The following is a 24,485-nucleotide window of genomic DNA, read 5'->3' as shown; positions in this document are numbered from 1 at the left end:
CCGTACCGGCGACGCCCGGTGCGGGCCGTCGCGCGTTCCGCGGAACGCGGTCAGCGGGGGGCGCGGCCGTCGAGCCGGGCCTGCACGGCGGCGGTGATCCGGGTCAGCGCGGCCACGTCGTCGTCGGAGAGGGCGTCGAAGACCAGCTCCCGCACGGTCTCCACGTGCCCCGGCGCCGCGGCCTCGATCGCCGCCCGGCCCGCCGCGGTGAGCACGACGTAGTTGCCGCGGCCGTCGTCGTCGCACTCCTCGCGGGCGACCAGGCCGCGCTTCTGCATCCGGGCCAGGTGGTGGGAGAGCCTGCTCTTCTCCCACTCCAGCAGCGTCGCCAGCTCCAGCACCCGGCACCGCTCGTCGGGCCGGTCGGTCAGGGCCACCAGCACGTCGAAGTCGGTGAGCGAGAGCCCCGACCCGGTCTGCAGCCGCCGGTGCAGCTCGCCCTGCAGGCGGGCCTGCATCCGGAGCAGCCCTCGCCAGGCCACCTGCTCGCGCTCGTCCAGCCACCGTGTCACGGCACCATCGTAGCGGAATAGTTGACTCATCATCTATGTTGCCGCAGGATGTAGATGACGGATCAACCAATGAGCCGTCGACGAGCAGAGGAGGAAGCCGTGCAGTTCGGAGTCTTCACGGTCAGCGACGTCACGCCGGACCCGACGACCGGCCGCACGCCGACCGAGGCCCAGCGGATCCAGGACGTCCTGACCATCGCGAAGCACGCGGAGCAGGTCGGGCTCGACGTCTTCGCGATCGGCGAGCACCACAACCCGCCGTTCTTCTCCTCGTCGCCGACCACCACGCTCGGCTACCTCGCCGGCGTCACCGAGACCCTGCAGCTGTCCACCTCGACCACGCTGATCACCACGAACGACCCGGTGAAGATCGCCGAGGACTTCGCGATGCTGCAGCACGTGGCGGGCGGCCGCGTCGACCTCATGCTCGGCCGCGGCAACACCGGCCCGGTCTACCCGTGGTTCGGCCAGGACATCCGCCAGGGCCTGAACCTGGCGGTCGAGAACTACGCGCTGCTGCGCACGCTGTGGGACACCGAGGTCGTCGACTGGGAGGGGCACTTCCGCACCCCGCTGCAGGGCTTCACCTCGACCCCGCGCCCGCTCGACGGCGTCGCGCCGTTCGTGTGGCACGGCTCGATCCGCAGCCCCGAGATCGCCGAGCAGGCCGCCTACTACGGCGACGGCTTCTTCCACAACCACATCTTCTGGCCGGCGTCGCATACGAAGCGGATGGTCGAGTTCTACCGCACGCGCTGGGAGCACCACGGTCACGGACCGGCCGACCGCGCGATCGTCGGCCTCGGTGGCCAGGTGTTCATGCGCCGCAACAGCCAGGACGCGGTGCGCGAGTTCCGGCCGTACTTCGACAACGCCCCGGTCTACGGGCACGGGCCCTCGCTGGAGGACTTCACCCGCGAGACCCCGCTGACCGTCGGCAGCCCGCAGCAGGTCATCGAGCGGACGCTCGACTTCCGCGACTATGTCGGCGACTACCAGCGTCAGCTGTTCCTCATCGACCACGCGGGCCTGCCGCTGAAGACCGTGCTGGAGCAGCTCGACCTGCTGGGCGAGGAGGTCGTGCCGGTGCTGCGCCGCGAGTTCGCCGCGCTGCGCGCGCCGGGCGTCCCGGACGCGCCGACCCACGCCTCGCTGGTCGCCGCCCGCGACGCCGCGGGCACCGGCAGCACCGGCAGCACCGGGACGCAGGAGAAGGAGGTCGCGTGATGACCACCCGCAGGATCGTCGTGCTCAGCGCCGGGCTGTCGACGCCGTCGTCGACCCGGCTGCTGGCCGACCGTCTCGCCGCCGCGGTCACGGCCGCACTGGCCGACCGGGGCGAGCGGGCCGAGGTGCAGGTCGTGGAGCTGCGCGAGCACGCCCGCGACCTGGCCGACCACCTGGTCGCCGGCTTCCCGAACACCGCGCTGGCGCCGGTGCTGGAGTCGGTGGCCGCCGCGGACGCCGTCGTCGCCGTGACGCCGATCTTCTCGGCGTCCTACAGCGGGCTGTTCAAGACCTTCGTCGACGTCCTGGACCGCGACGCACTCACCGGCACCCCGGTGCTGCTCGCCGCGACCGGCGGCACGGCGCGGCACTCGCTGGCCCTGGAGCACGCGATGCGCCCGCTGTTCGCGTACCTGCGGGCCGCGACGGTCCCGACCGCGGTGTTCGCCGCACCCGAGGACTGGGGCGCGACCGAGGTGGGCACCACACTGGACGGCCGTGTCGGGCGCGCCGCGGGCGAGCTGGCCGACGCCGTCGCCGCCCGGCCGCCGGCCACCCGCACCGACCTGTTCGCCGACGTCCCCGACTTCACCTCACTGCTGAAGGGCTGACCGCCATGACCGACACCGGCACCCCCACCGACACCGCCGCCCTCGACGCCGCCCGCGACCGGATCCGCACCGCCCACCTGAAGCCGGCGGGGGAGCGGCCGGCCTCGACCGCCCGCGGCCTGCACCACACCGCGCTGGTCAGCTCGGACGTCGAGCGGACCGTGCGCTTCTACCAGGACGTGCTGGGCTTCCCGCTCACCGAGCTGATCGAGAACCGGGACTACCCGGGGTCCTCGCACTTCTTCTTCGACATCGGCAACGGGAACCTGCTCGCGTTCTTCGACTTCCCGGGCCTCGACGTCGGCCCCTACGCCGAGGTCCTCGGCGGGCTGCACCACATGGCGATCAGCGTCGAGCCGCAGCGGTGGGACGAGCTCGTCGCGCGGCTCACCGAGGCCGGGGTGGAGCACGAGGTGCACTCCGGTGTCTCGGTCTACTTCCGCGACCCCGACGGCGCCCGCATCGAGCTCATCGCCGACCCGCTGGGGGAGATGTACGGCCAGCACGTGCTGTGAGCGGGGTGCTCACCGGCGGACGCTGACGTGGACGTGGTCGAAGTGCCCGCCGGTGGCGTCCTCCGGGTCGTACACCCCGCCGCCGTCGTAGGGCCGGCCCCAGTTCTCCCGGCCCTCCCCGGAGTCCCCGGTGCCGCGGTACCAGATCCGGCCCTGCCAGATCACGTAGCGGACCCGCAGCTCGGAGGCGTTGTCGCGCGCCCAGTTCGCGACCGCCCAGCCGTCCTCCAGGTCCTGCCCGGCGGGGAACTCGCCGTAGCGGGCGGGGAACGCGTCGCACGCCCGGCCCGCGGGGTGGTCGCTCGACGGGTTCCACGCGTGCTCCGACCAGCACGTGATCGCCCGCACCGGCGCCCCCGGGCCCGGCTCGCCGAACCGCCCGACGAGGGCGTCGTGCAGGCGCAGCGCGGACGGGGTGAGGCAGCCCGACGTCGTCGGGTCCGGCTGGTCGCACTGCTCCGGCGGGGGTGGGTCGACCAGGTCGCGCAGGTCGTCGGGGGTGAACCCGCGGCTTCCGGCGAACCAGGCCAGACCGCCGACGAGCAGGGCCAGCACGAGGAGCACGCCCAGCACCGGGGCGACGCGGGTCTTCACGGGGTCTTCGTCCGTTCTGTCGGAGTGCCTCCCACGGTACGGCGATGAGTCCGGTGCCCGCCGACGGTCGACACCGCGACACCGCCCGCGAGGAGGCACCCATGACCGTCGTGACCACGGATCTGCTCGACCGCCCGGACGCCCGCATCACCTTCGACGTCCGCGGCACCGGCCCGCTGCTGGTGCTCGTCGGCTCGCCGATGGGTGCCGAGGGCTTCGGCCCGCTCGCCGACGCGATGGCCGACGACCACACCGTCGTCACGTTCGACCCGCGCGGCACCGGCCGCAGCCCCGCCGACGACCCGGACACCGACTCCACCGTCGCGCTGCGGGCGGCCCCGGCCGGTGTCGTCGCCCGGCTGCGGCAGGTGCCGGCGCGCACCTGACAGCGGCCGCGCGGTTCGGCAGGATGGCGCGGTGATCAGCACGACCGCTGCGGGCGACGCCGTCCGCGCCCGGCCCGACTCCGAGCGTCGCCGCCGGGCCCGGGCCGCCCTGCACGACCTGCTCCCGCAGCTGTCCCGGGACGCGGTCGCCGCGCTCGGCGCGGTCGAGGCGGCGGGGTTCCTCGCCCGCACCGAACGTTGGTACGCCGATGCGCACCTGCCGCTGGAGGCCCTCTACGGCGCCGTCGCCGACCCGGGCGGGCTCACCGCCCGGCTGGTGCGCGCCGCGCTGGCCGCCGCGGCCGCCCGCCCGCAGGCGCTGCGCGAGCTCGACCGCCGCCGCGAGGTCGACGGCGACTGGTTCCAGGACCCCCGCACCGTCGGCTACGTCGCCTACACCGACCGCTTCGCGGGCACCCTGCGCGGCATCCGCACCCGCCTGGACCACCTGTCCGACCTGGGCGTGCGGTACCTGCACCTGATGCCGCTGCTCAGGCCGCGCGACGGCGAGAACGACGGCGGCTACGCCGTCGCCGACTACACCGCCGTCGACCCGCGGCTGGGCACGATGGACGACCTCGAGTCCCTCGCCGGGGCGCTGCGCGAGCGCGGGATGAGCCTGTGCGTGGACCTCGTCCTCAACCACACCGCCGCCGAGCACCCGTGGGCGCGCGGCTGGCTCGCCGGCGACCCGCGCTACGCCGGCTTCTACACCGCCTACCCGGACCGGGAGATGCCCGACGCCTGGGAGGCGACGATCCCCGACGTCTTCCCCGACCGCGCGCCCGGATCGTTCAGCTGGGTGCCCGGGGCGGGCGGCGGCGACGGCGGCTGGGTGTGGACGACGTTCTGGGACTACCAGTGGGACCTCGACTGGACCTGCCCCGAGGTGTTCGCCGCGATGCTCGGCACCGTGTTCACCCTGGCCGGGCGCGGGGTCGAGGTCCTGCGGATGGACGCGGCGCCGTTCCTCGGCAAGCGGCTCGGCACGAACTGCCAGAACCAGCCCGAGGCCCACGACGTGCTGCAGGCGCTGCACGCGCTCACCCGGATCGCGGCCCCGGCGGTGGTCTTCAAGGCGGAGGCGATCGTCGCGCCCGACGACCTCGTCGGCTACCTCGGCGCGCACGACCGCTACCGCCCCGAGTGCGAGCTGGCCTACCACAACCAGCTCATGGTGATGCTGTGGTCGAGCCTGGCCACCCGCGACGCCCGCCTCGCCGCGCACGCGCTGCGGCGCATGACCCCCGCCCCGTCGACGACGGCGTGGGCGACCTACGTCCGCTGCCACGACGACATCGGCTGGGCCGTCTCCGACGTCGACGCCGCCGCCGTCGGCTGGGACGGCCCGTCGCACCGGCGGTTCCTCAACGACTTCTTCGCCGGACGCTTCCCGGGCAGCTTCGCCCGCGGCGCCCTGTTCCAGGAGGACCCGGACACGGGGGACGCCCGCATCTCCGGCAGCGCCGCCGCGCTCTGCGGCATCGACGACGCCCGCGCCCGCCACGACCCCGCCGCCCTCGACGCGTGTGTGCGACGCCTGCTGCTCGCGCACGCCGTCGTCTACGGCTGGGGCGGCATCCCCCTGCTCTACATGGGCGACGAGCTGGCTTTGGCCAACGACACCGGCTACCGCGCCGACCCCGAGCGCGCCGCGGACAACCGCTGGATGCACCGGCCCCCGATGGACGAGGCCGCGTTCGCCCGCCGCTACGACCCGGACACCGTCGAGGGGCGGGTGTTCGGTGCGCTGACCGGGTTCGCCGCGGTGCGGGCCGAGCTGCCCGCGCTGCACGCGTCGGCGCCGGTGGAGGTGCCCGTGCTCGACGACCCGGCGGTGCTCGGGTGGACGCGGCGGCACCCGCGCGACGATCGTTTCGTCGGGCTGGTCAACGTGTCCGACCGGCCCGCCTCGGTCGACGCCGCCCTGGTCACCGGCCTGGACACGGTGCTGTCCTCCGACGGGCCGGTCCGCACCGAGGGCGGGCGGGCCCATCTCCCGCCGCTGTCCTGGGCGTGGCTCGCGGAGCCGTGAGCCACGCCCGGCGCCCTCACCAGCTCCCGAACGGCGTGCCGCCCCCGAACAGCGGTGACGTGCCCAGCGCCGAGCGGAACTCCAGGTACACCACGAGCCCGTAGACCACCCCGGCCAGGAAGACCAGGCAGGACAGCGACACCAGTACGTAGGTGAGGACCCGCAGCACGGTGAGCGCGGTCGGGTCCTTCGCGACCCGCACCGGCGCGGCGGCCGTGGCGGGGGCGGCCGCGCGTGGCGTCGTGGTCACCGGCCCGGTCGCCTCGACGGCCGGTGCGGCCGCCGCCGTGTCGGCGGACCGTCCGGTCGCGCCGAACCGGGCCGCGGCGGCCTCGGCCACCGTCGCCGGACGACGGCCGCCGGACTCCGACGGCGGACGCGGCGCGGGCACCGCCCCGGCGCCGGTCCCGACGGCGGAGCGCTCGACGACCGCGGTCCCGCCGCCCTCGCCGTACCCGGGCCGTTCGTGCCCGGCCCGGTCGTCGCCGGAGTCGTGGCCGGACGTGGCGGCGGCGAGCGGCCCGGCCCCGACGACCTCGTCCCGGGGCAGGTCCTCGTGGTCCGCGACGTGGTCCGGGTCGTCGTACGGGACGGCCGGGCGGACCGGCTCGTCCTCCTCCGGGGCCCGCGTGCGCCCGTACCCGGAGCCGGTGGGGCCGGGGTAGGGCGGGCCGCCGTCGATCGCGGTCCCGCCGCGGGACCCGGGGTCGCCGTACTCGCCGTAGGCGGCCCGGGTCGGGGTGACCGGCTCCTCGGACTGGCGGTGCGCGGCCCGGCCGTACGGGCCGTACCCGCCGTCGTCGGGGTCGTCGGGGTCGTCGCCGCCCGGCTGCGACCCGCCGGCCGGCACGGGGGCGCCGTAGCCCTCGTAGCGCATCGGTGCGGCGTACCCGCCCCGCCCCACGGTCGGCTGCGGACCGGTCCCGCCGTACAGCTCGCCGACGCCCTCCGGGTCGGTGGGCGTCGCCCGCTCCACCGGCCGCGACGGCCGCAGGTCCGGGTAGCCGCCCTGGTAGGAGTCCTCGGGGAACTCGTGGTCGTCGAACCCGTGCCGCGGTCGCGGCGACGGCCGTGCGCGGTCGGCGTCGGCACCGCGCGGGCCGGGGCTGGGTCGGTGCTGCGGGCCGGTCATGGCAGGACCTCCGGGGTACGGCGTCACGGTCGGCGACACGTGCTGTGTCACCTCTACCGCCGGTCGTACCCACGGCGTTAGCCCTGACGACCTACAGTCACCCGGTCCGGCGAGGTGAAATCACCGGGTGTACACCCCGGTCGGGGAATCGTGGTACCCCTTCGCCCCGACGGCGTCGGCCAGCGGGCTGCGCGGCGGCCCGCCGTCACGCACCCGCGCGACGACGGCGTCGACGTCCCAGACCGGGGTCCAGCCGAGCTCGGCGACCGCCCGGCCCGGGCAGTACACCCGGTCCACCGGCGGGACCGGCCGGCCGCGGTCGGCCAGCAGCGCGGCGAGGGCCGGGGCCCGCCGCTCCAGCACCGCGGCCGGGTCGCGGCCCAGCTCGGCGAGGTCTGACCGGTGGAACGGCGGCGGTGCGCTGACCACGTAGCGGGCGAACCCGAGCCCGGGCGCCCGCCGGGCCGCGGCCAGGTGCGCGGACACGACGTCGGTGACGTCGACCCGCCGGTGGCAGAACTCCACCAGCTTGAGCGTGGTGTCGTCGTGGACGGCGCGGACCTCGTCGCGGTCGTCGGCCTCGGGGAAGAACCGCGAGGTCCGCAGCACCACCACCGGCAGCCCCGGGTCCAGCGCGGCCAGCTCGCACAGGTCCTCGGCGGCGGTCTTGGTGGCGCCGTAGACGTTGCGCACCCGGGGCACCACGGTCTCGTCGATCCAGGTCGCCGGCTCGCCCGGCGCCGGGGTCAGCGCGCGGCCGAACGCACTGGTCGAGGACGTGAACACCACGCCCCGCACCCCCGCGGCGGCGGACTCCTCCAGCACCGCGAGGGTGCCCGACACGTTCGTGTCGACGAAGTCCTGCCTGCTGTGCGAGCCGACGTGCGGCTTGTGCAGCGTCGCGGTGTGCAGCACGTGGCTGACCCCGCGCAGCGCCGACCGCAGGGCGTCGCGGTCGGTCAGCGACGCGACGACCGCGGTCCACGGCGAGGGCCGCCGGTCCAGACCGACGACGGGCACCCCGTCGCCGGCCAGCGTGCGGACCAGCGCCTCACCGAGGTGGCCGGAACTGCCGGTGACGAGGAAACGCTCCACCCCACCAGTGAACCCGCTCAGGCAAGCAGGTTCCGCAGCTCGGTCACCGCCGTCCGCAGCTCCCGGGCGAAGGCGTGCATCCCCTCGGCCTGGTCGGCCGGGGTGGACAGGTGCACGTGGAAGCGGTCGGGCAGCAGCACGTAGGCCACCCCGATGCAGCGCGAGCTGGTCGAGCCGAACCCGAAGTACCGGATGTTGTCCGACGGCGCGGAGCTGGTCGACAGCCAGTCGTCGCGCATGATCGTCCAGCCGGGGGAGTCGAACACCGCGAGCTGCTCGGTGACGCCCAGGTCCGCCCCGCGACGGCGCCGGATCCAGTCCAGCTCCCACAGGTGCTGCTCGGGCGCATCGCCCTGCTGGCACTGCTTCGCGCGGGCGCCGTGCGCCGCGGCGGCGGCCCGGAAGGTGTCGACCTTGTCGGCGTCGGAGGCCTGCGGGTCCCCCATGGTGTCGACGAAGGTCACCATCTCCGGCGTGATCACCCGCATCGCCTCGGTGCGTCCACGCCGGAACTGCCGGGTCGCGATCGACTCGTAGGTGGCCCCGGTGACGCCCTTGGCCCGCCGGTGCGCGATCTGGTAGCAGGCCTGCACGAAGGCGTCCGGGGAGCACTTCAGGGCCTTCGCGTCGCGTGCGCCGAAGTCGTCGAAGGCGACGAGCTCGGTGGCGGTGGCGTCGAGGAACGCGGAGAACTCGTCGTGCGCGCGGGCCACGGTGGCGCGCAGGTCGTCGTCGAGGACGAACCGCAGCTCGGCGTGCGACGGGACGCCCTGCGGGCGGGCCCCGATCCGCTCGGCGTGCACCTGCAGCGGGTCGGCGAACATCGCGTCGACCAGGGTGAGGACGGTGGTGCCGTCGAGCTCGCAGTGCTCGATGTTGACCCCGGCGGTGCCGTCGGCGAGCACGACGATCGACAGCGCCTTGTCGAACCACCGGTCGCCGGAGTCCCCCGCCAGCAGGGTCCGCGCGGCGGACTCCTCGTCGGCGGGGTCGGTCTCGTCGAGACAGATCGCGAGCAGCGCCCGCTCCACGAGGTCGACGGCCTCGGCGTTGGCCGGGTCCAGCCCGGTCAGCCGGTCCCGCACCGCGGCCCACTCGGCGCGGGCCAGGGTGGTCAGCGCGCCGACCGCGTCACCGGTGGCGGCCCGCTCGGGGTGGGCGTCCCGGATCTCCCGCAGGGCGCCGGCGATCTCCTCGGCGGTGTGCGCGGCGCCGTCGGCGCCGACCACGTCGAGGCGGTGGATCCGGCCGCGGTGCAGCACCACGACGTGCCGCTCGGTGGACGGGCCCGGCCAGTCGTCGCTGTAGGGGGTGCGGACGGTGTCCTGGGGGTCGCCCGGGATGCGGGTGGTGGAGAAGATGTGGCGACTCTGGTCCATCGACTGCGGCACGTCGCGGTTGACCAGTGGCGGGAACGTCCCGGCGTCGAGATCGGCCTTGTGCCCGAGGGCGGCCACGGTGAGCTGCGCGGCCCGCGCGCACGGGTCGGTGGTGGAGCCGGGGCCGAACAGGAAGAAGAAGTTCGCGTTGAGCGCGATCCGGTCGCGCCGGCCCAGGTAGCGCGACGGCCAGAACGCGTCCAGCCAGCTGTGGGCGCCGGCGTCGAAGCGCTCGAGGTCGGCCTGGAGCACCGACGCGGGGCCGCCCTCGGCGAGCAGCTCGCGGGCGGCGGACTCGGTGCGGGCGTACTCGTCGGGGTTGAGCAGCGGGGCGCACCACTCGAGGAAGCGGTCGACCGAGGCGGACAGGGTCGGGAGCGGCACCTTCGGCAGGTCGTCGTCGGCCGCGAACGTGGTGGTCACGGGCATCAGTCCAGCAGCCCGTCGACACGCACGGCGCGCGACCCCCCGTGTTCGGACAGTGTCCTGCCGAACAGCTGGCGGGTGCGGACCGCGCTGCCGACCACCCCGGTGCGCGTGCTGTAGGAGAAGATCGCCGTGTGCCGGGCGGTGTCGCCGCGCACCTCGGTCACCCGGTGCAGCGAGTACCGGCCGCGGAACAGCTGCAGGTCGCCGGGACGCAGCACCAGCCGTCGGACGCGGTCGCCGGCCCTGCCGTGCAGGACCTCGGCGACGTCGGCGGTGTTCTCCGAGGAGGAGCTGCGGATGTCCGGGCAGTACTCGAAGACCCCGCCGGCCTCCGGCGCGCGGGTGAGCAGGCTGATCGCGATCTCGTTGGTGTCGAAGTGCCAGGGGTGCGACCGGCCGTCGCCGACGACGTTCAGGCACAGCCCGGCCAGCGGGTCGGCCAGCTCGTGCAGCTCGGGTACGCCGGTGCAGGCGGCGAGGAAGGCGCGGAAGGCGGGCTGCGGGTACAGGCGGTGGACCACCGCGGCCGCCGGGATCCGGTCGCGGGCGACGAAGGCGTTGCCCCGCTCCATCGGCACCCGCGCCGGGTGGTCGGCGGGCAGCGAGGGGTCGGGGTCGGTGTTGTAGACGTTGACCACGGCGGTCTCGTAGTGCGCCAGCGGGGCGACCGCCTCGCCCTCGGTCCGCAGCCGGTCCCGCCACGACGCCCGGACGAACCCGGGGAGCACCGCGCAGCCGTCGGCGGCGAGCTGGGCGCGGGCCCGGCGGACCGCGTCCTCCCACCCGGACGAGCCCGGTTCGTGCACCGGATAGCGGGTCAGGTCGACCGGGTCGAGCTCCTGCGGGGTCGCGAGTGCGGTCGGCTGCACGGATCAGCTCCTTCGTCCCCGGGCAGCGCCGGTGCCGCCCACGGTGTCACCGTCATCCAAACCCGTTCGAGGCCGCCGGATCAACGGTGAGTGACCGAGCGATCAGGTTCCGTGCGCCGTGGGAGGCTGTTCTTGCGCGGGAGAACCCCGGCGGAGGATGGTTCGTTGATCCGGTCGACGAGCGAGGAGGCTGTCATGGGCGCTATGAGCCCCACCCACTGGTTGATCGTGCTGGTCGTGCTGGTCCTGCTGTTCGGCGCGAAGAAGCTGCCGGAGATGGCGCGGTCGGTCGGTCGGTCCAGCCGCATCCTGAAGAGCGAGATGCGCGGCCTGCGCGACGACGACGAGCGCCCCGGTGAGATCGGACCCGGCGGCGCGCCCCGTGCCGACACCGAGGTCCGTGACCCCGGTACCCGGCAGCCGGGGACGCCGGAGGGCACCGCCCGTCCGGAGCCCGGTCCCGAGGCTCACCGGGCCTGACTCCGCAGGACGGACGACGCATGACGGTGCTCGTGACGGGGGCCAGCCGCGGGGTCGGCGCGGCCACCGCCCGGCTCCTGGCCGGCCGCGGCCAGGACGTCCTCGTCGGGCACCGGGCCTCACCCCAGGACGCCGCGGCCGTCGTCGCGGAGTGCCGGGCGGCCGGGGTGCACGCCGACGCGGTCGCAGCGGACGTCACCCGCACCGAGGGCGTCGAGCGCCTGTTCGACGCTGCGTCGGCCATGCCCTCGCCGCTGACGGGCGTGGTCGCGAACGCCGGCGGAGCTCCCTCGCGGCAGCGTCTCGAGGACATGAGCGACGCCCGGATCGACGAGGTCGTCGCGCTCAACCTGCGCGCGGCCCTGCTCTGCTCACGCGAGGCGGTGCACCGCATGTCGACCCGCTACGGCGGGGCGGGTGGTGTGCTCGTGCACGTCACCTCCCGCGCGGCGGTGCTCGGCTCGCCCGACGAGTGGACCGACTACGCGGCCGCGAAGGCCGGGGTGGAAGCGCTCGTCGTCGGGCTCGCGAAGGAGGTCGCCGCGGACGGGATCCGGGTGGCGGCCGTACGACCGGGCCTGCTCGACACCGACTTCCACGCCCGGGCCGGTGAGCCGGGGCGGATCGAGCGGATGGCGCCGTCGATCCCGATGGGCCGTGCCGGCCACCCCGACGAGGTGGCGACGGCGATCGCCTGGCTCCTGTCGGACGAGGCCAGCTACGTCACCGGCGCCGTGCTGGACGTGTCCGGCGGGCGCTGATCCGCCGGCGGGACCGGACCGGTGGCAGCTGAGGGAGCCACCGGCGCGGGTCGGGGCCCGGCCGGCGGTGGGGGAACGGACCGGCTGTGCGGTCGGCGGTCGGCGGCGGCGCTCAGGAGGCGGCGCGGGCCGAGCGCCCGAAACCGATCCGTCCGCGGCGGCGGGCGCGGCGCCCGGCCCCGGAGGTCTCGGCACACAGCAGGCAGCCGTCCCCGGGCGGGGAGGCCAGCGACGCCGGCAGCACCACGTGCCCGCAGAGCGCGGTGCAGTGTCCGGTTCCGGCGGTGAGCGAGTCGGCCAGCACCGCCTGCGCCACGACGTGGCTGCGGCTGTCGCGGGCGCAGGTGACCGTGACGGTCTGCTCCTCGTCCGGCGCGGTCACCACGGCCACGGGGCGCGTACTGGCGGGTGTCACCGACACGGCAGCTCCTCCGGGCACGATTCGACGGAATAACCATCCTCACCCCGCAGCGGTGCAGATGCAAGTGCATCCGCACGATTGGCCGAACGTGCGGGCGGGTGGTCGCGGAGCGTGGCGAGGGCCACGTCCGGGTCCGTGGCTGCGCCGGACAGGCCCCGTCGGGGTCACCGAGCTGTTCGGCGATCACGGTGTCTTCCTGGGCGGACACCCGGTCGCTATGTCACGGGCCGCTCTGTGTCGCCGGTCACGTCGATCAGGGCGCACGGGGTCGGTGCCGGTCGTCAGCGGCTGCGACCTGCGCCGGACGGCACTAACCTCATCCGTCATGACCGCTCCCGAACAGGCTCCTCCTCGGGCGTCCACGGCTCCGGACGGGGACGCCGCGACCGGCGCGCCCGCCCCGGCGGCCGACGCCGACGGTGACCTTTCGTACGAGATCGGCTCCCCGGTCCCGGCCGACGGGGTGGACATGTGGCGGCTGGCGGTGGAGGCGCGGACGCTGGACGCGAACTCCCGCTACGCCTACGTCCTGTGGTGCCGCGACTTCGCGCGCACCTCGGTCGTCGCCCGGCGCGACGACGGCCGCGCCGTCGGTTACGTGACCGGTTACCTGCGCCCCGAGAACGGCGCCCTGCTCATCTGGCAGGTGTGCGTCGATCCGGTGGCACGCGGTGCGGGGCTCGCCGGCCGGATGCTGGACGCCGTCTGGGACCAGGCGGGCGCCGAGCGGATGGAGACCACCATCACGCCGGACAACGCCTCCTCGATCCGCCTGTTCACGAAGTTCGCGGAGCGCCACGACATGACGATCGAGCGGGAGGACCTGTTCGGTCCGGACCTGCTCGGTGACGAGCACGAGCCGGAGAACCTGTATCTCATCGGCCCGATCGCAGCAGACAAGGGTGGGAACACATGACCGTTTTCGAGGATCTCGAGTCCCAGGTCCGAAGCTACTGCCGCAACTGGCCCGTCGTCTTCGACACGGCGAAGGGCAGCCGTCTGACCGACGTCGACGGCCACTCCTACCTCGACTTCTTCGGTGGCGCAGGAGCCCTGAACTACGGGCACAACCCCGAGGTGCTCAAGAAGCCGCTGATCGAGTACCTGACCCGTGACGGCATCACCCACGGGCTGGACATGTACACCTCGGCCAAGGGCGAGTTCCTGACCACGTTCGAGGACGTCATCCTCAAGCCGCGTGGCCTGGAGTACAAGGTGCAGTTCCCCGGCCCGACCGGCGCCAACGCCGTCGAGTCGGCGCTGAAGCTCGCGCGCAAGATCAGCGGCCGGGAGGCGCTGATCAACTTCACGAACGCCTTCCACGGCATGACACTGGGCGCTCTGTCGGTCACCGGCAACTCGATGAAGCGCGGTGGTGCCGGCATCCCGCTGGTCCACTCGACGCCGATGCCGTTCGACAACTACTTCGACGGCAAGATGCCCGACTTCCTGTGGTTCGAGAAGGTCCTCGACGACACCGGCTCCAGCCTCAACGAGCCGGCCGCGGTCATCGTCGAGACCGTGCAGGGCGAGGGCGGCCTCAACCCGGCGCGCATCGAGTGGCTGCAGGGTCTGCGGGACCTGTGCACCCGCAAGGGCATCCTCATGATCGTCGACGACGTCCAGATGGGCTGCGGCCGTACCGGCCCGTTCTTCTCCTTCGAGATCGCGGGCATCCAGCCCGACATCGTCACGATCTCGAAGTCCATCTCCGGCTACGGCCTCCCGATGGCGCTCGTGCTGATCAAGCCCGAGTACGACCAGTGGGGCCCGGGCGAGCACAACGGCACCTTCCGCGGCAACAACCCCGCGTTCGTCACCGCCACGCACACGCTGCGCAACTGGTGGACCGACGACACGCTGGAGAAGGAGACGCTGCGCAAGGGGGAGAAGGTCGAGGAGGCCTTCAACAAGATCATCGGCGACAACCAGGGCACCGAGATGTTCACCAAGGGTCGTGGGATGGCGCGGGGCATCCAGTTCGAGGGGGAGGGGCTCGCCGAGAAGGTGGCCTCGAAGGCCTTCGAGCAGCGGCTGCTGCTGGAGACCGCCGGTCCGAACGACGAGGTGCTCAAGCTCCTGGCGCCGCTCACGACCACCGACGACGAACTCGACGAAGGTCTTGCGATCATCGGCGAGTCCGTCAAGACCGTCATCGGGAGCTGATCCACAACCATGATCGTCCGCACCATCGACGAGATCACCGACACCGAGCGTGACGTGGTCTCCGAGGACCAGCAGTGGCGCAGCAAGCGCATCGTCCTGGCCAACGACAAGGTGGGGTTCTCGGTCCACGAGACCACGCTGAAGGCCGGGACGATCAACGACTTCTGGTACGCGAACCACATCGAGGCCGTCTTCATCACCTCCGGTGAGGGCGAGCTGTACGACAAGGACAACGACGTCACGTACCAGCTCAAGCCGGGCTCGATCTACGTGCTGAACGGCAACGAGAAGCACCAGCTCCGCCCGAAGACCGAGATCACCTGCGTGTGCGTGTTCAACCCGCCGGTGACCGGTCGTGAGGTGCACGACGAGAACGGCGTGTACCCGCTGGTCACGGAGGACTGAGGGCTCCGTACCGGGATCGACACCGCGAGGGGTGTTTCCGCTGTGTGACAGCGGGAACGCCCCTCGCGGTCGTTCACACGACGTCCATCCGAAGGGACACCGAACCCACAGCGACTCACAGGAGGGTCCATGACCGCACTGGTCGGCAACGACGAACCGCGTCTCGTGCGTGGAGCCGGGGACCGCTACCCCACGCGCGTCTCGAACACCCCCGCCTTCATCGACCGCGCCGAGCCCACCGTCTGGAGCGACCGGGCGAGCGCCGGCATGTTCGGCGCCCAGGAGCTCGAGGCGCACGAGCGCGACGGCTTCGTGCAGGTGCCGGGCCTGCTGACGGCCGACGAGATCGTGGAGTACCAGGCCGAGCTGGACCGGCTCGCCCACGACCCCGAGGTCCGCGCCGACGAGCGCTGCATCGTCGAGAAGTCCTCCGACGAGGTCCGCTCGATCTTCGAGGTCCACCGGATCTCCGAGGCGATCGGCCGGCTGGTGCGCGACGAGCGGGTGCTGTCGCGGGCCCGTCAGATCCTCGGCTCCGACGTGTACGTCCACCAGAGCCGCATCAACTACAAGCCCGGGCTCGGCGGCGGGGGCTTCTTCTGGCACTCCGACTTCGAGACCTGGCACGCCGAGGACGGCATGCCCGGCCCGCGTGCGGTGAGCTGCTCGATCTCGCTGACCGACAACCACGCGTTCAACGGCTGCCTGATGATCATGCCGGGGTCGCACCGGACCTTCGTGTCCTGCGTCGGCGAGACGCCGGAGGACTACCACCTGACGTCGCTGACGGAGCAGGAGATCGGCACCCCCGACCCGGGGTCCATCGCGAAGCTGGCCCAGCGGCACGGCATCGAGATGATGACCGGCGACGCGGGCGGCGCCACGTTCTTCGACTCCAACTGCATGCACGGGTCGGGCGACAACATCACCCCGTACCCGCGCTCGAACATCTTCCTGGTGTTCAACAGCGTCGAGAACGCCTGCGTGGCGCCGTTCTCCGCGCCGCGGCCGCGGCCGTCGCACATCGCCGCCCGGGACCACTCACCGGTCCGCTGAGCGGCTCGCGCTCAGGCGTCCTGGAGGGGTGAGAGCTCCGGACGCTTGGGCCGGTACCCGTCCCACGTGTGCCCGCCGCGCAGCCGCTTGCGCAGGTAGGGCATCACGTGGTGGGTGACCCACCGCAGGTCCTCGGCCTGGCGCGCGGTCCAGGGGGTCGGTCCGCCCTCGGGCTCCGGCCACGGCCCGCGCCAGTCCGGGGCCTGCTCACCGAGGGTCTCCAGCACCCGCCAGGCGACCCGCTCGTGCGCGTGCGGGACCAGGTGCAGCCGGTCCGGCCCCCAGGCCCGCGGATCGGCGAGGCAGTCCATCGCCCACAGGTCGACGACGCGGCAGCCGTGCCGTTCGGCGGCGGCCCGCATGTCTTCGTTGTAGCAGGCGATCCGGCCGCGCAGCCTGCGGATGAACGGGTGCATCCGGCGCAGGTCGAAGCCGGTGAAGATCAGCACCTCGGCGCCGGTCGCGACCAGCCTGCCGAGCGCGGCGTCGAAGCGGGCGGCGAGGTCGTCGACGTCGCAGGACCAACCGATGATGTCGTTGCCGCCCGCGCAGAAGGTGATCAGGTCGGGGCGCATCCGTTCGGCGACCGGGAGCTGCTCGGCGACGATCTCGTCGAGGACCTTCCCGCGCACGGCGAGGTTGGCGTAGCCGAAGCCCGGGCGGCGGTGGGCGAGGGTCTCGGCGACGCGGTCGGCCCAGCCGCGGGCCCGGCCGTCGGGGGTGAGGTCGTCGAGCCCCTCGGTGAAACTGTCGCCGATCGCGACGTAGCTCCGGTGCTGTGCGTGCGTCTGCTGGTGCATCGGCACGGCCCCCTCTCGTCCCCGGTCCTCCGCGTGCCTTGTCTGTTGTTCACCGCAACGATGTCCGGTGTTACGCCGATGATCACCCTGTTCGGCGCTGTCCGCCAATCCGATCCCGTCGACCCGGCGTGCGGGATAGGGCACCCTTAGCGGGGTGACGTCCGATCGCGCTCCGCACACCGCATCCCGGGAGGACCCGAGGCTCGCCGATCTGCTCGGTGGCCGGGCCGGTGCCATGGACGCCTCGATACCGGTGGTCGCGTTCGTGCTCGCCTGGGTGGTGGCGGGGGCGGCGGGGTCGGCGTTCCCGATCAACTGGGGGCCGGCGCGGCGATCGTCGCGGGGCCGCGGTGGCAGGGTGGCGGCTGTACCGCGGCCGGCGGCCGCGGGCGGTGCTGTTCGGGCTGGCCGGGGTCGTCGTCGCGGCCGGGATCGCGCTGGTGACCGGGCGGGCGTCGGACTTCTTCCTGGTCCAGATCGTGTCCAACGTCGGCAGCGCGCTGGCCTGGGCGATCTCGGTCGTCGTGCGGTGGCCGCTGCTGGGGGTCGTCGTCGGCGGGCTGCTGGGACAGCGCACGAGGTGGCGGCGCGACCCGGACCTGCTCCGCGGGTACCAGCGGGCGTCCTGGGCGTGGGTGGCGCAGTACGTCCTGCGGCTGTCGGTGTTCCTCCCGTTGTGGGCGGCCGACCAGGTCGTGCTCCTGGGTGTCGCGCGGACCGTGCTGAGCCCGGTGCTGGTCGGGCTGAGCGTGCTCGTGTCGTGGCCGTTGCTGCGTACGGCGCTGCCGGCCGATCACCCGGGCATCCGTCACCCCCGGTGACAGGCTCTGACGCCTCGTAGCGCTAGAATCGTGATCTTCCCGTGACCTTTGCTCGGTCGTGTGAAGGTCACCACTTCGGGTGATCGTCCGGCGCAATCGTGGCCGCCCGGACGTTCCCCCGGGGCGAGCCGCCGCACCGACGATCACTGCAAGGAGCCATGCCACACCAGCGCCCCCCGGAGCCCGGCTTCGGCGACGCCCCCGTGGCGTCCCCGGCCCGGCCCGTCCCCCGCCCAGCCGTCCGCTCCCCGACCCGGCAGCCGGTCGCCCGGTGGCCGCCCCCGACGCCCCGCGGCTGCCCCGTCAGCGCACCGCGCATCCGCCCCGCACGCACGGCGGCCGGGTCCCGCAGCCGCCGTCGGGCACCGTCCGCGGCCGGACCACGCAGACCCCGCCCGGTGGCCGTCCGGTGAGCCCGGTCGTGCCCGGTCCGGGCGTGCCGGACGGGACCCCGCCCGGCGGGCGTCCGCGCACCCGGGTGCTGCCGCCCGCGTCGGACACGACCCGCGCGGCCGGTCCCGGCGGTCCGGTGGGCCCGGTCGGCGGCGGACCGAACGGACCCGGTGGGTCCGGGGGCTCGGGCGGGTCCGGTGACGGCTCCGGCGACGCCTCGTCGGACACCACGAAGGCGAGCGGCCTCAAGGCCGACCTCAGCCCGACGAAGATCGCAGCCGGCGCCGGCGCGGCGATCGTCACGGCGGTGCTCGGCTCGTTCCTCGGCGCGGTCGGCACGGTGATCGGCGCGGCGCTCGGCTCGATCATCTCGACGCTGGCCACCACGCTGTTCACCCGCTCGCTCGAGGTCAGCAAGGACAAGGCACTCGAGCTGAAGGACAGGGCGACCCGGCGCGGCAAGGGCGTCGCCGAGGGCACCGCGGTCGCCGCGCAGAACGGTGCCGGCCACGGTCTCGCCGGGCCCACCGGCGAGGAGACGGTGCTGCTGGACCCGTGGCAGACACCCGGCGGCACCACCCGCGCCGCCGGAGCGGGCCACAGCCGGTTCCGCCGGGTCCGGGTCACCCGCAAGACGGTCATCGTGTCCGCGGTGCTCGGCGTCGTCACCTTCGCGGTGTCGATGTTCCTGATCTCGGGCATCGAGTTCGTGAAGGGCTCGTCGCTGTCCGGCTCGTCCGGGACCTCGGTGAGCAACGTCGTCCGCGGCGGTGCTCCCCCCACCCAGCAGGAGAACGACCGGGGCGAGGGCTCCGGGGGCGACTCGTCGACGTCGTCGTCGAGCTCGACCTCCACCGAGGAGTCGGGCACCAGCACGTCGGAGTCGCCGACCGGCACCCGTGACCGGGACTCCGGTCAGGACGGCTCGGACTCGTCGAACCCGCTGCAGGACGGGCTGAACCGGGTCCTGCCGACCCAGCAGCCAGGCTCCGGCCAGTCGGGTCAGGACTCGGGCGGGCAGAGCTCCGGCGGCCAGGGCTCGGGCAACCAGGGTTCCGGCACGCAGAACTGATCCGCGGCGCCGGATCCCGGCGCCGCGGGGCCGGTTCGAGCGCGGCCGGCCCGGCGCAGGCGGGCTCAGTGCAGGCGGGCCCGCAGCGCCGCCGCGGCCGCGCGCGGGTCCTCGGCCTCGGTGATCGCCCGGACGACGACGATCCGGTCCGCACCGGCGTCGAGGACCTCGTCCAGGCGGTCGCCGTCGATGCCCCCGATCGCGAACCACGGCCGCGCCGGGGTCCGTCCGGCGACCGTGCGCACCAGGTCCAGGCCGGGGGCCGGACGTCCCGGCTTGGTCGGGGTCGGCCAGCACGGGCCGACGCAGAAGTAGTCCACGCCGTCCTCGTCGGCGGCGGTCAGGGTCTCGGCGGGGCTGTGCGAGGACCGGCCGATGAGCACGTCGTCGCCGACGACCCGGCGCGCCCACGCCACCGGCAGGTCGTCCTGGCCGAGGTGCAGCACGTCGGCGCCCGCGGCGAGCGCGACGTCGGCGCGGTCGTTCACCGCGAGCAGCGCGCCGTGCCGGCGGCAGGCGTCGGCGAGCACCTCCAGTGCGGCGAGCTCCGCGCTCGCCTCCAGCGGCCCGCCGGGCCCGCCCTTGTCCCGCAGCTGGACGATGTCGACCCCGCCGGCGAGCGCGGCGTCGGCGAACTCCGCCAGGTCACCGCGCGCGGTGCGGGCGTCGGTGCACAGGTAGAGACGGGCGTCGGTGAGGCCGTCGAGCCGGGCGCGGCGGGTGTCGCCGGTGCCGGGACGGGTATCGGTGTCGGACACGGCTCGCAGGCTACGGCGTAGCCTGGGCCCCGGACGACGACGAACCACGGGAGCCCGGGCAGCGGGCTGAGAGGGGATCCGCGACGCGGTCCCGACCGTCGAACCTGATCCGGGTCATGCCGGCGCAGGGAGTGAGGTGGATCCGATGAGCGCGAGTGCCGGACGGCTGGTCGTCGCGGGTGCGGGGGCCGTCGGCCTGTCCGTCGCCCGCGCGGCGGCCCGCGACGGCTGGTCGGTGACGGTGTTCGACCCGGCCCCCGGTCGCGGCGCGTCCTGGGTGGCGGGCGGGATGCTCGCCCCGGTCACCGAGGCCTGGCCCGGCGAGGAGGACCTCCTCGCCCTCGGGCTGGACTCGGTCGCGCGCTGGCCGGAGTTCGCCGCGGCCCTGTCCGCCGACGCCGGCACCGACGCCGGGCTGCACCCTGAGGGCACCGTCGTCGCCGCGACCGGGTCGGGGGACCGCGCCGAGCTGACCGCGCTCGCGGACTACCTGGAGTCCCTCGGCCGCGACGTGCACCGGCTGACCGGTCGCGAGCTGCGCCGGCTCGAACCCGCGCTGGGCCCGGAGGTCCGCGGCGGCCTCTCGGTGCCCGACGACCCGTCGGTGGACAACCGGCGGCTGCTCGCCGCACTGGCGACCGCGGCCGGGCGGGCCGGGGTCGTCGTCTCCGACCGCGGGGTCGCGCGCGTCCTCGACGACGGCGCCCGTGTCACCGGCGTGCGGCTCGCGGACGGGACCGAGGTCGCGGCGGACGCGGTCGTCGTCGCGGCGGGGGCGCACTCGTCGTCGCTGCACCCGGTGCTCGACGGGCTGGTCCGCCCGGTGAAGGGCGAGATCCTGCGGCTGACCCGCCGCGCCGGTGCCCTGCCGCCGCCGTCGCGGACGGTGCGGGCGCTCGTCGACGGGCGCCCGGTCTACGCCGTGCCGCGGACGCTGCCCGGGTACGGCGACCTCGTGATCGGCGCGACGACGGCGGAGAACGGCTTCGACACCGACGTCACCGTCGGTGGGGTGCGCGACCTGCTGCGCGACGCGGAGCGGATCCTGCCCGGCATCGCCGAGTACGCCCTGACCGAGACCGCCGCCGGGCTGCGGCCGGGCAGCCGGGACAACCTGCCGCTGATCGGGCGCACCGGGCCCGACGGGCTGGTCGCGGCCACCGGGCACGGCCGCAACGGGATGCTGCTGGTACCGGTGACCGCGGCGGCCGTCGCGGCGGTGCTGCGCGGCGACGACGTGCCGGAACCGGTCCGCGCGGCGGATCCGCGACGGTTCGCCCCGGCCGCCGCCGGGGCACGCGAGGAGGGGAACCACTGATGCGGATCGTGCTGAACGGCGAGCACCGCGACGTCGACGACGGCGCCGACCTCGCCCGGATCCTGGCCGAGGCCGGGCTGCCGGAGCGGGGGATCGCCGTCGCCGTGGACGGGGAGGTCGTGCCGCGCACCTCGTGGGCCGGGCACCGCCCCGCCGACGGCGCGCGGGTCGAGGTCCTGACCGCGGTACAGGGAGGATGAGCATGGCTGTGCAGACCGACAAGCTCGCGTTCGGCGACCACCTGTTCGACTCGCGGCTGGTGATGGGCACCGGTGGTGCCGCGAACCTGGAGATCCTGGAGCGGGCGCTGGTCGCGTCCGGCACCGAGCTGACGACGGTGGCGCTGCGCCGTGTCGACGTCGCGGGCGGGACCGGGCTGCTGGACCTGTTGCGCCGCCTCGGGATCGCCGTGCTGCCCAACACCGCGGGCTGCCGGACCGCCGCCGAGGCGGTCCTCACGGCGCGGATGGCGCGCGAGGCGATGGAGACCGACCTGGTGAAGCTGGAGGTCGTCGCCGACGAGACGACGCTGCTGCCCGACCCGGTCGAGCTCCTCGACGCCGCCGAGCAGCTCGTCGACGACGGCTTCACCGTGCTGCCCTACACCAACGACGACCCGATCCTCGCCCGTCGCCTGGAGCAGGTCGGGTGCGCCGCCGTCATGCCGCTCGGCTCGCCGATCGGTACCGGGCTGGGCATCCGCAACCCGCACAACATCGAGATGATCGTGGCCGCCGCGGGCGTGCCGGTCGTGCTCGACGCCGGGATCGGCACCGCCTCGGAGGCGGCGCTGGCGATGGAGCTGGGCTGCGACGCGGTCCTGCTCGCCACCGCCGTGACCCGTGCCGCCGACCCGGAGCGGATGGCCCGCGCGATGCGCCGCGGGGTGGAGGCGGGCTGGGACGCCCGGCACGCCGGTCGGATCCCGCGCCGCTACCGGGCACAGGCGAGCTCGCCCGGCCGCGAGGACTGAGGACCGACGGTCCGGTGCGTTCCGCGGAACGCACCGGACCGTCTCGGGAGGCTCAGGCGGGGGCGACGCCGTCGGCGTGCCGCCGGGCCAGGGCGCGGTAGAAGTCCGGGTTGGTCCGTACCCACCAGCGGGCCTGCTCGGTCAGCTCGCCGCGCTCCTTCGCCGCGGACCCGAGCATCAGCCGGTCGGCAGCCAGCTCGGAGTTCGGTGCGACCGTCGACCCGGCGGCGACCACCGCGCCCTCGCCGATCCGGGCACCGTCCTGCACGGTGCTGCCGTTCCCGACGACCGCGCGCGCCCCGATCACGGCGCCGTGCACCACGCACAGGTGCCCGATCGTGGCGCCCTCGCCGATCTCGGTGACCGGGTCGTCGCCGCCGTGCAGCACCGACCCGTCCTGCACGTTGGCGCCGGCACGTACGACGATCGGCCCCAGGTCGGCGCGGAGCACGGCGTTGTACCAGATCGAGGCGCCCTCCTCGACGCGTACGTCCCCGACGAGCGTCGCGGTCGGAGCGACGAAGGCGTCCGGGTGCACGGTGGGGGAGAGGCCCTCCAGGGCGAACAGCGGCATGGCCGACAGCTTCGCACCCGCCGCGGTGCCCGTCGGCGACGAGACCGCGTCGTCGCCCGCTCCCCCCGTGTCGCTCAGTCGTGCGGGTGTGCGTGCAGACCCAGGTCGGACAGCTCCAGCGCGGCCAGCGCCGCGACGACGGCGGGGTCCCCGGACCGCCACGCCGCCGCCGGGTCGGGCGCGACCCGGACCAGCCGCGACACCGGCACCCGGGACAGCGCCCGCACGGCCAGCAGGTCCGGCGCGGCGGTCCGCGCCGCGACGGCGGCACCGGCCCGCCGGGCGTAGCGCAGCCGCGGCGGCAGCCAGCCGAGCAGCACCGGCAGCAGCATCACCAGCGGGACGACGACCAGCGCCCCCGTCGCGAGGGTGCCGACGGCGTCGCCGAACTCCCGCCCCGCCGCGACGAGCTCGGTGCCCGCCCCCGCGGCCGGATCCAGCGCGCGGGCCAGGTCGGACCCGACGAACGGGATCGAACCGACCGCCCCGGCGACCCCGGTGAAGGCGTCGGAGACCCGCCCGCCCGCGACGACCAGCGAGTCGCCGGGCCCACGCAGCGCGGACAGCCCGTCGTGCACGGCCACGCCGGCGGTGACGGCGAGGACCGTCCACAGCAGCGCGACGACGTCGGCGACGACCTGGCGGGCGATCCGGTCGGGGCGTTCGGCGTACCAGCGCATCGGTCCTGTCTACCGGGACCGGAAACCGGTCGTCCCCACGGCCCGCCCGTGCTCTGCTGGGCGGGTGGACCGCTCGCTCTCCCTCAACCGCGCCTCCTGGGACGACCGCGCCCCACTGCACGCGCAGAGTCCCGACTACGGCGTGGACGCGCTCGTCGCCGATCCCGCGCGGCTGTCCGGAGTGGTCCGCTTCGACGCCGAGCGGCTCGGCCCGGTCGCCGGCCTTCGCGTCGTACACCTGCAGTGCCACATCGGCACCGACACGCTGTCGCTGCACCGGCTCGGCGCCCGGGTCACCGGGCTGGACTTCTCGCCGGCCTCACTGGAGCAGGCCCGTGCCCTCGCGGCCCGCGCTGGAGCCGACATCGACTACGTCGAGTCCGACGTCCTGCGCGCCGACGAGGTCCTGCCGCACCACGGCTTCGACGTGGTCTACACCGGTATCGGCGCACTCTGCTGGCTGCCGAGCGTCACCCGGTGGGCGGCGGTCGTCGCCCGGCTGCTCGCCCCCGGCGGCAGGCTGTTCGTCCGGGACATGCACCCCTTCCTCGCGACCCTCGACGAGCACACCCTCGCCGTCCGCCACCCCTGGTTCGAGACGACCGAACCGCTGGAGTTCGACGACGACAGCAGCTACGTCGCCACCGCACGCCCCCTGACCGCGACCGTGACCCACGAGTGGAACCACGGCCTCGGTGAGATCGTCACCGCGCTCCTCGACCAGGGACTGACGCTGACCGGTCTCACCGAGCACCGGACCGTCCCCTGGGAGGCCCTGCCCGGCCGGATGGCCGAGGACGACGACGGCGAGTGGCACGTGACCGACGGCCTCCCCGATGTGCCACTGAGCGTCACCGTCCAGGCGACGCGCTGACCGGGCCGGTCACGGATGCGCCGACCCGGTCCGGGCGTGGATGCCGGGTGGGCGGGCCGACCTCGTGTTCCGCGGAACGCGATCCGGACTCGTCGACGACGCCCCCTCGACTTGCGCGCACGCCGTGCCGCGGTGCCGCCGTGCTGGTC

Annotated in this window: 28 protein-coding genes and 1 riboswitch; of the genes, 17 read left to right on the top strand and 11 right to left on the bottom strand. The window is 74.3% G+C overall.

Features of this window, described 5'->3' with window-relative positions; all coding sequences use genetic code 11:
* Positions 1-50: 50 nt before the first annotated feature.
* On the bottom strand, positions 51-512 hold the full coding sequence (locus tag ZF1_RS25215; protein WP_405421396.1) for a MarR family winged helix-turn-helix transcriptional regulator: 462 nt from the start codon (positions 510-512) through the stop codon (positions 51-53).
* A 99-nt stretch (positions 513-611) separates the two neighbouring features.
* On the opposite strand from ZF1_RS25215, the gene ZF1_RS25210 reads away from it, so the two are divergent.
* The 3 genes from ZF1_RS25210 to ZF1_RS25200 are packed head-to-tail and all read left to right on the top strand — an operon-like array spanning position 612 to position 2,865.
* Entirely contained in the window at positions 612-1,739 is a 1,128-nt protein-coding gene (locus tag ZF1_RS25210; protein ID WP_482638490.1) for an LLM class flavin-dependent oxidoreductase, read from the top strand.
* Positions 1,739-2,350, top strand: coding sequence for a CE1759 family FMN reductase (locus tag ZF1_RS25205; RefSeq protein WP_073576696.1), 612 nt, complete (start codon positions 1,739-1,741; stop codon positions 2,348-2,350). Before ZF1_RS25210 ends, ZF1_RS25205 begins: the two co-directional genes overlap by 1 nt.
* A gap of 5 nt (positions 2,351-2,355) precedes the next feature.
* Entirely contained in the window at positions 2,356-2,865 is a 510-nt protein-coding gene (locus ZF1_RS25200; protein ID WP_482638489.1) for a VOC family protein, read from the top strand.
* Positions 2,866-2,874: 9 nt separating this feature from the next.
* Here ZF1_RS25200 and ZF1_RS25195 read toward each other — a convergent pair whose 3' ends face one another.
* Positions 2,875-3,459, bottom strand: coding sequence for a VldE C-terminal domain-containing protein (locus ZF1_RS25195; protein ID WP_224401287.1), 585 nt, complete (start codon positions 3,457-3,459; stop codon positions 2,875-2,877).
* A 44-nt stretch (positions 3,460-3,503) separates the two neighbouring features.
* Between ZF1_RS25195 and ZF1_RS25190 the strand changes: the two genes are divergently transcribed.
* Together ZF1_RS25190 and ZF1_RS25185 are read left to right on the top strand one after the other, a co-directional pair.
* A complete protein-coding gene (locus ZF1_RS25190; protein WP_482638488.1) occupies positions 3,504-3,845 on the top strand; it encodes an alpha/beta fold hydrolase in 342 nt (113 codons plus the stop codon).
* 31 nt (positions 3,846-3,876) lie between these two features.
* A complete protein-coding gene (locus ZF1_RS25185; RefSeq protein ID WP_482638487.1) occupies positions 3,877-5,880 on the top strand; it encodes an alpha-amylase family protein in 2,004 nt (667 codons plus the stop codon).
* A 16-nt stretch (positions 5,881-5,896) separates the two neighbouring features.
* Here the strand turns inward: ZF1_RS25185 and ZF1_RS25180 are convergent, their stop codons facing one another.
* From ZF1_RS25180 to ZF1_RS25165, 4 genes are all read right to left on the bottom strand, one after another.
* Complete coding sequence (locus ZF1_RS25180) at positions 5,897-7,012, bottom strand: hypothetical protein (protein WP_482638486.1); 1,116 nt, start codon at positions 7,010-7,012, stop codon at positions 5,897-5,899.
* 120 nt (positions 7,013-7,132) lie between these two features.
* The gene (locus ZF1_RS25175) at positions 7,133-8,107 is read right to left on the bottom strand and encodes an NAD-dependent epimerase/dehydratase family protein (RefSeq protein ID WP_482638485.1); all 975 of its coding nucleotides are present in this window, start codon (positions 8,105-8,107) and stop codon (positions 7,133-7,135) included.
* Between the two features lie 17 nt (positions 8,108-8,124).
* Positions 8,125-9,909: a choline/carnitine O-acyltransferase gene (locus ZF1_RS25170; protein WP_482638484.1), complete on the bottom strand. Its 1,785-nt coding sequence runs from the start codon at positions 9,907-9,909 to the stop codon at positions 8,125-8,127.
* 5 nt (positions 9,910-9,914) lie between these two features.
* Positions 9,915-10,784, bottom strand: a complete 870-nt coding sequence (locus ZF1_RS25165) for a HalD/BesD family halogenase (protein WP_482638483.1) — start codon at positions 10,782-10,784, stop codon at positions 9,915-9,917.
* Positions 10,785-10,988: 204 nt separating this feature from the next.
* On the opposite strand from ZF1_RS25165, the gene tatA reads away from it, so the two are divergent.
* Both tatA and ZF1_RS25155 read left to right on the top strand, forming a co-directional pair.
* Positions 10,989-11,264 (top strand): Sec-independent protein translocase subunit TatA, encoded by a 276-nt coding sequence (gene tatA / locus ZF1_RS25160; protein ID WP_251782960.1) that lies wholly within the window; start codon positions 10,989-10,991, stop codon positions 11,262-11,264.
* Between the two features lie 20 nt (positions 11,265-11,284).
* Positions 11,285-12,025: an SDR family oxidoreductase gene (locus tag ZF1_RS25155; protein WP_482638482.1), complete on the top strand. Its 741-nt coding sequence runs from the start codon at positions 11,285-11,287 to the stop codon at positions 12,023-12,025.
* Positions 12,026-12,137: 112 nt separating this feature from the next.
* On the opposite strand, the gene ZF1_RS25150 is transcribed toward ZF1_RS25155, so the two are convergent.
* The gene (locus ZF1_RS25150; RefSeq protein ID WP_157818361.1) at positions 12,138-12,446 is read right to left on the bottom strand and encodes a hypothetical protein; all 309 of its coding nucleotides are present in this window, start codon (positions 12,444-12,446) and stop codon (positions 12,138-12,140) included.
* A 325-nt stretch (positions 12,447-12,771) separates the two neighbouring features.
* On the opposite strand from ZF1_RS25150, the gene ectA reads away from it, so the two are divergent.
* The 4 genes from ectA to thpD all read left to right on the top strand — a co-directional run bounded on the left by ectA (position 12,772) and on the right by thpD (position 16,073).
* Positions 12,772-13,362, top strand: a complete 591-nt coding sequence (gene ectA, locus ZF1_RS25145; protein ID WP_482638481.1) for a diaminobutyrate acetyltransferase — start codon at positions 12,772-12,774, stop codon at positions 13,360-13,362.
* Positions 13,359-14,612, top strand: a complete 1,254-nt coding sequence (gene ectB / locus ZF1_RS25140) for a diaminobutyrate--2-oxoglutarate transaminase (RefSeq protein ID WP_405421418.1) — start codon at positions 13,359-13,361, stop codon at positions 14,610-14,612. Before ectA ends, ectB begins: the two co-directional genes overlap by 4 nt.
* A gap of 9 nt (positions 14,613-14,621) precedes the next feature.
* Positions 14,622-15,017 carry an ectoine synthase gene (locus tag ZF1_RS25135; protein WP_062398314.1) on the top strand — a complete coding sequence of 132 codons (396 nt, stop codon included), beginning with the start codon at positions 14,622-14,624 and terminating at the stop codon, positions 15,015-15,017.
* 129 nt (positions 15,018-15,146) lie between these two features.
* The gene (thpD, locus tag ZF1_RS25130; RefSeq protein ID WP_482638480.1) at positions 15,147-16,073 is read left to right on the top strand and encodes an ectoine hydroxylase; all 927 of its coding nucleotides are present in this window, start codon (positions 15,147-15,149) and stop codon (positions 16,071-16,073) included.
* An 11-nt stretch (positions 16,074-16,084) separates the two neighbouring features.
* Here thpD and ZF1_RS25125 read toward each other — a convergent pair whose 3' ends face one another.
* Complete coding sequence (locus ZF1_RS25125; RefSeq protein ID WP_405421422.1) at positions 16,085-16,873, bottom strand: SGNH/GDSL hydrolase family protein; 789 nt, start codon at positions 16,871-16,873, stop codon at positions 16,085-16,087.
* Positions 16,874-17,223: 350 nt separating this feature from the next.
* Between ZF1_RS25125 and ZF1_RS25120 the strand changes: the two genes are divergently transcribed.
* Positions 17,224-17,694, top strand: coding sequence for a DUF3159 domain-containing protein (locus tag ZF1_RS25120; RefSeq protein ID WP_482638479.1), 471 nt, complete (start codon positions 17,224-17,226; stop codon positions 17,692-17,694).
* A 271-nt stretch (positions 17,695-17,965) separates the two neighbouring features.
* A complete protein-coding gene (locus ZF1_RS25115) occupies positions 17,966-19,159 on the top strand; it encodes a hypothetical protein (protein ID WP_482638478.1) in 1,194 nt (397 codons plus the stop codon).
* 65 nt (positions 19,160-19,224) lie between these two features.
* On the opposite strand, the gene thiE is transcribed toward ZF1_RS25115, so the two are convergent.
* A complete protein-coding gene (thiE, locus tag ZF1_RS25110; RefSeq protein WP_405421666.1) occupies positions 19,225-19,926 on the bottom strand; it encodes a thiamine phosphate synthase in 702 nt (233 codons plus the stop codon).
* Between the two features lie 30 nt (positions 19,927-19,956).
* Positions 19,957-20,065, top strand: a riboswitch (TPP riboswitch).
* Between thiE and thiO the strand changes: the two genes are divergently transcribed.
* The 3 genes from thiO to thiG all read left to right on the top strand — a co-directional run bounded on the left by thiO (position 20,063) and on the right by thiG (position 22,208).
* The gene (thiO, locus tag ZF1_RS25105) at positions 20,063-21,235 is read left to right on the top strand and encodes a glycine oxidase ThiO (RefSeq protein WP_062403851.1); all 1,173 of its coding nucleotides are present in this window, start codon (positions 20,063-20,065) and stop codon (positions 21,233-21,235) included. It overlaps the preceding riboswitch by 3 nt.
* Positions 21,235-21,435, top strand: a complete 201-nt coding sequence (gene thiS / locus ZF1_RS25100; RefSeq protein ID WP_062398305.1) for a sulfur carrier protein ThiS — start codon at positions 21,235-21,237, stop codon at positions 21,433-21,435. The genes thiO and thiS overlap by 1 nt, the downstream gene beginning before the upstream one ends.
* A 2-nt stretch (positions 21,436-21,437) precedes the next feature.
* Positions 21,438-22,208, top strand: coding sequence for a thiazole synthase (gene thiG, locus ZF1_RS25095; RefSeq protein ID WP_482638477.1), 771 nt, complete (start codon positions 21,438-21,440; stop codon positions 22,206-22,208).
* A 52-nt stretch (positions 22,209-22,260) separates the two neighbouring features.
* On the opposite strand, the gene ZF1_RS25090 is transcribed toward thiG, so the two are convergent.
* Positions 22,261-22,782: a gamma carbonic anhydrase family protein gene (locus tag ZF1_RS25090; protein ID WP_482638476.1), complete on the bottom strand. Its 522-nt coding sequence runs from the start codon at positions 22,780-22,782 to the stop codon at positions 22,261-22,263.
* Positions 22,783-22,856: 74 nt separating this feature from the next.
* Complete coding sequence (locus tag ZF1_RS25085; RefSeq protein ID WP_482638475.1) at positions 22,857-23,462, bottom strand: hypothetical protein; 606 nt, start codon at positions 23,460-23,462, stop codon at positions 22,857-22,859.
* Positions 23,463-23,526: 64 nt separating this feature from the next.
* On the opposite strand from ZF1_RS25085, the gene ZF1_RS25080 reads away from it, so the two are divergent.
* A complete protein-coding gene (locus ZF1_RS25080) occupies positions 23,527-24,336 on the top strand; it encodes a class I SAM-dependent methyltransferase (RefSeq protein WP_482638474.1) in 810 nt (269 codons plus the stop codon).
* Positions 24,337-24,485: the final 149 nt, after the last annotated feature.

It is taken from the genome of Pseudonocardia sp. ZF1, assembly GCF_056835605.1.
The sequence above is the reverse complement of the archived record's forward strand: the minus strand, read 5'-3'. Positions and strand labels throughout refer to the sequence as shown.

What these genes read in the sequence shown, in the direction of transcription:
- ZF1_RS25205 (WP_073576696.1), top strand. Translation starts at nt 1,739, where the DNA reads ATGACCACCCGCAGGATCGTCGTGCTCAGCGCCGGGCTGTCGACGCCG.
- ZF1_RS25200 (WP_482638489.1), top strand. Translation starts at nt 2,356, where the DNA reads ATGACCGACACCGGCACCCCCACCGACACCGCCGCCCTCGACGCCGCC.
- ZF1_RS25190 (WP_482638488.1), top strand. Translation starts at nt 3,504, where the DNA reads ATGAGTCCGGTGCCCGCCGACGGTCGACACCGCGACACCGCCCGCGAG.
- ZF1_RS25180 (WP_482638486.1), bottom strand. Translation starts at nt 7,012, where the DNA reads ATGACCGGCCCGCAGCACCGACCCAGCCCCGGCCCGCGCGGTGCCGAC.
- tatA (WP_251782960.1), top strand. Translation starts at nt 10,989, where the DNA reads ATGAGCCCCACCCACTGGTTGATCGTGCTGGTCGTGCTGGTCCTGCTG.
- ZF1_RS25155 (WP_482638482.1), top strand. Translation starts at nt 11,285, where the DNA reads ATGACGGTGCTCGTGACGGGGGCCAGCCGCGGGGTCGGCGCGGCCACC.
- ectA (WP_482638481.1), top strand. Translation starts at nt 12,772, where the DNA reads ATGACCGCTCCCGAACAGGCTCCTCCTCGGGCGTCCACGGCTCCGGAC.
- ectB (WP_405421418.1), top strand. Translation starts at nt 13,359, where the DNA reads ATGACCGTTTTCGAGGATCTCGAGTCCCAGGTCCGAAGCTACTGCCGC.
- ZF1_RS25135 (WP_062398314.1), top strand. Translation starts at nt 14,622, where the DNA reads ATGATCGTCCGCACCATCGACGAGATCACCGACACCGAGCGTGACGTG.
- thpD (WP_482638480.1), top strand. Translation starts at nt 15,147, where the DNA reads ATGACCGCACTGGTCGGCAACGACGAACCGCGTCTCGTGCGTGGAGCC.
- ZF1_RS25125 (WP_405421422.1), bottom strand. Translation starts at nt 16,873, where the DNA reads ATGCACCAGCAGACGCACGCACAGCACCGGAGCTACGTCGCGATCGGC.
- thiO (WP_062403851.1), top strand. Translation starts at nt 20,063, where the DNA reads ATGAGCGCGAGTGCCGGACGGCTGGTCGTCGCGGGTGCGGGGGCCGTC.
- thiS (WP_062398305.1), top strand. Translation starts at nt 21,235, where the DNA reads ATGCGGATCGTGCTGAACGGCGAGCACCGCGACGTCGACGACGGCGCC.
- thiG (WP_482638477.1), top strand. Translation starts at nt 21,438, where the DNA reads ATGGCTGTGCAGACCGACAAGCTCGCGTTCGGCGACCACCTGTTCGAC.
- ZF1_RS25090 (WP_482638476.1), bottom strand. Translation starts at nt 22,782, where the DNA reads ATGCCGCTGTTCGCCCTGGAGGGCCTCTCCCCCACCGTGCACCCGGAC.
- ZF1_RS25085 (WP_482638475.1), bottom strand. Translation starts at nt 23,462, where the DNA reads ATGCGCTGGTACGCCGAACGCCCCGACCGGATCGCCCGCCAGGTCGTC.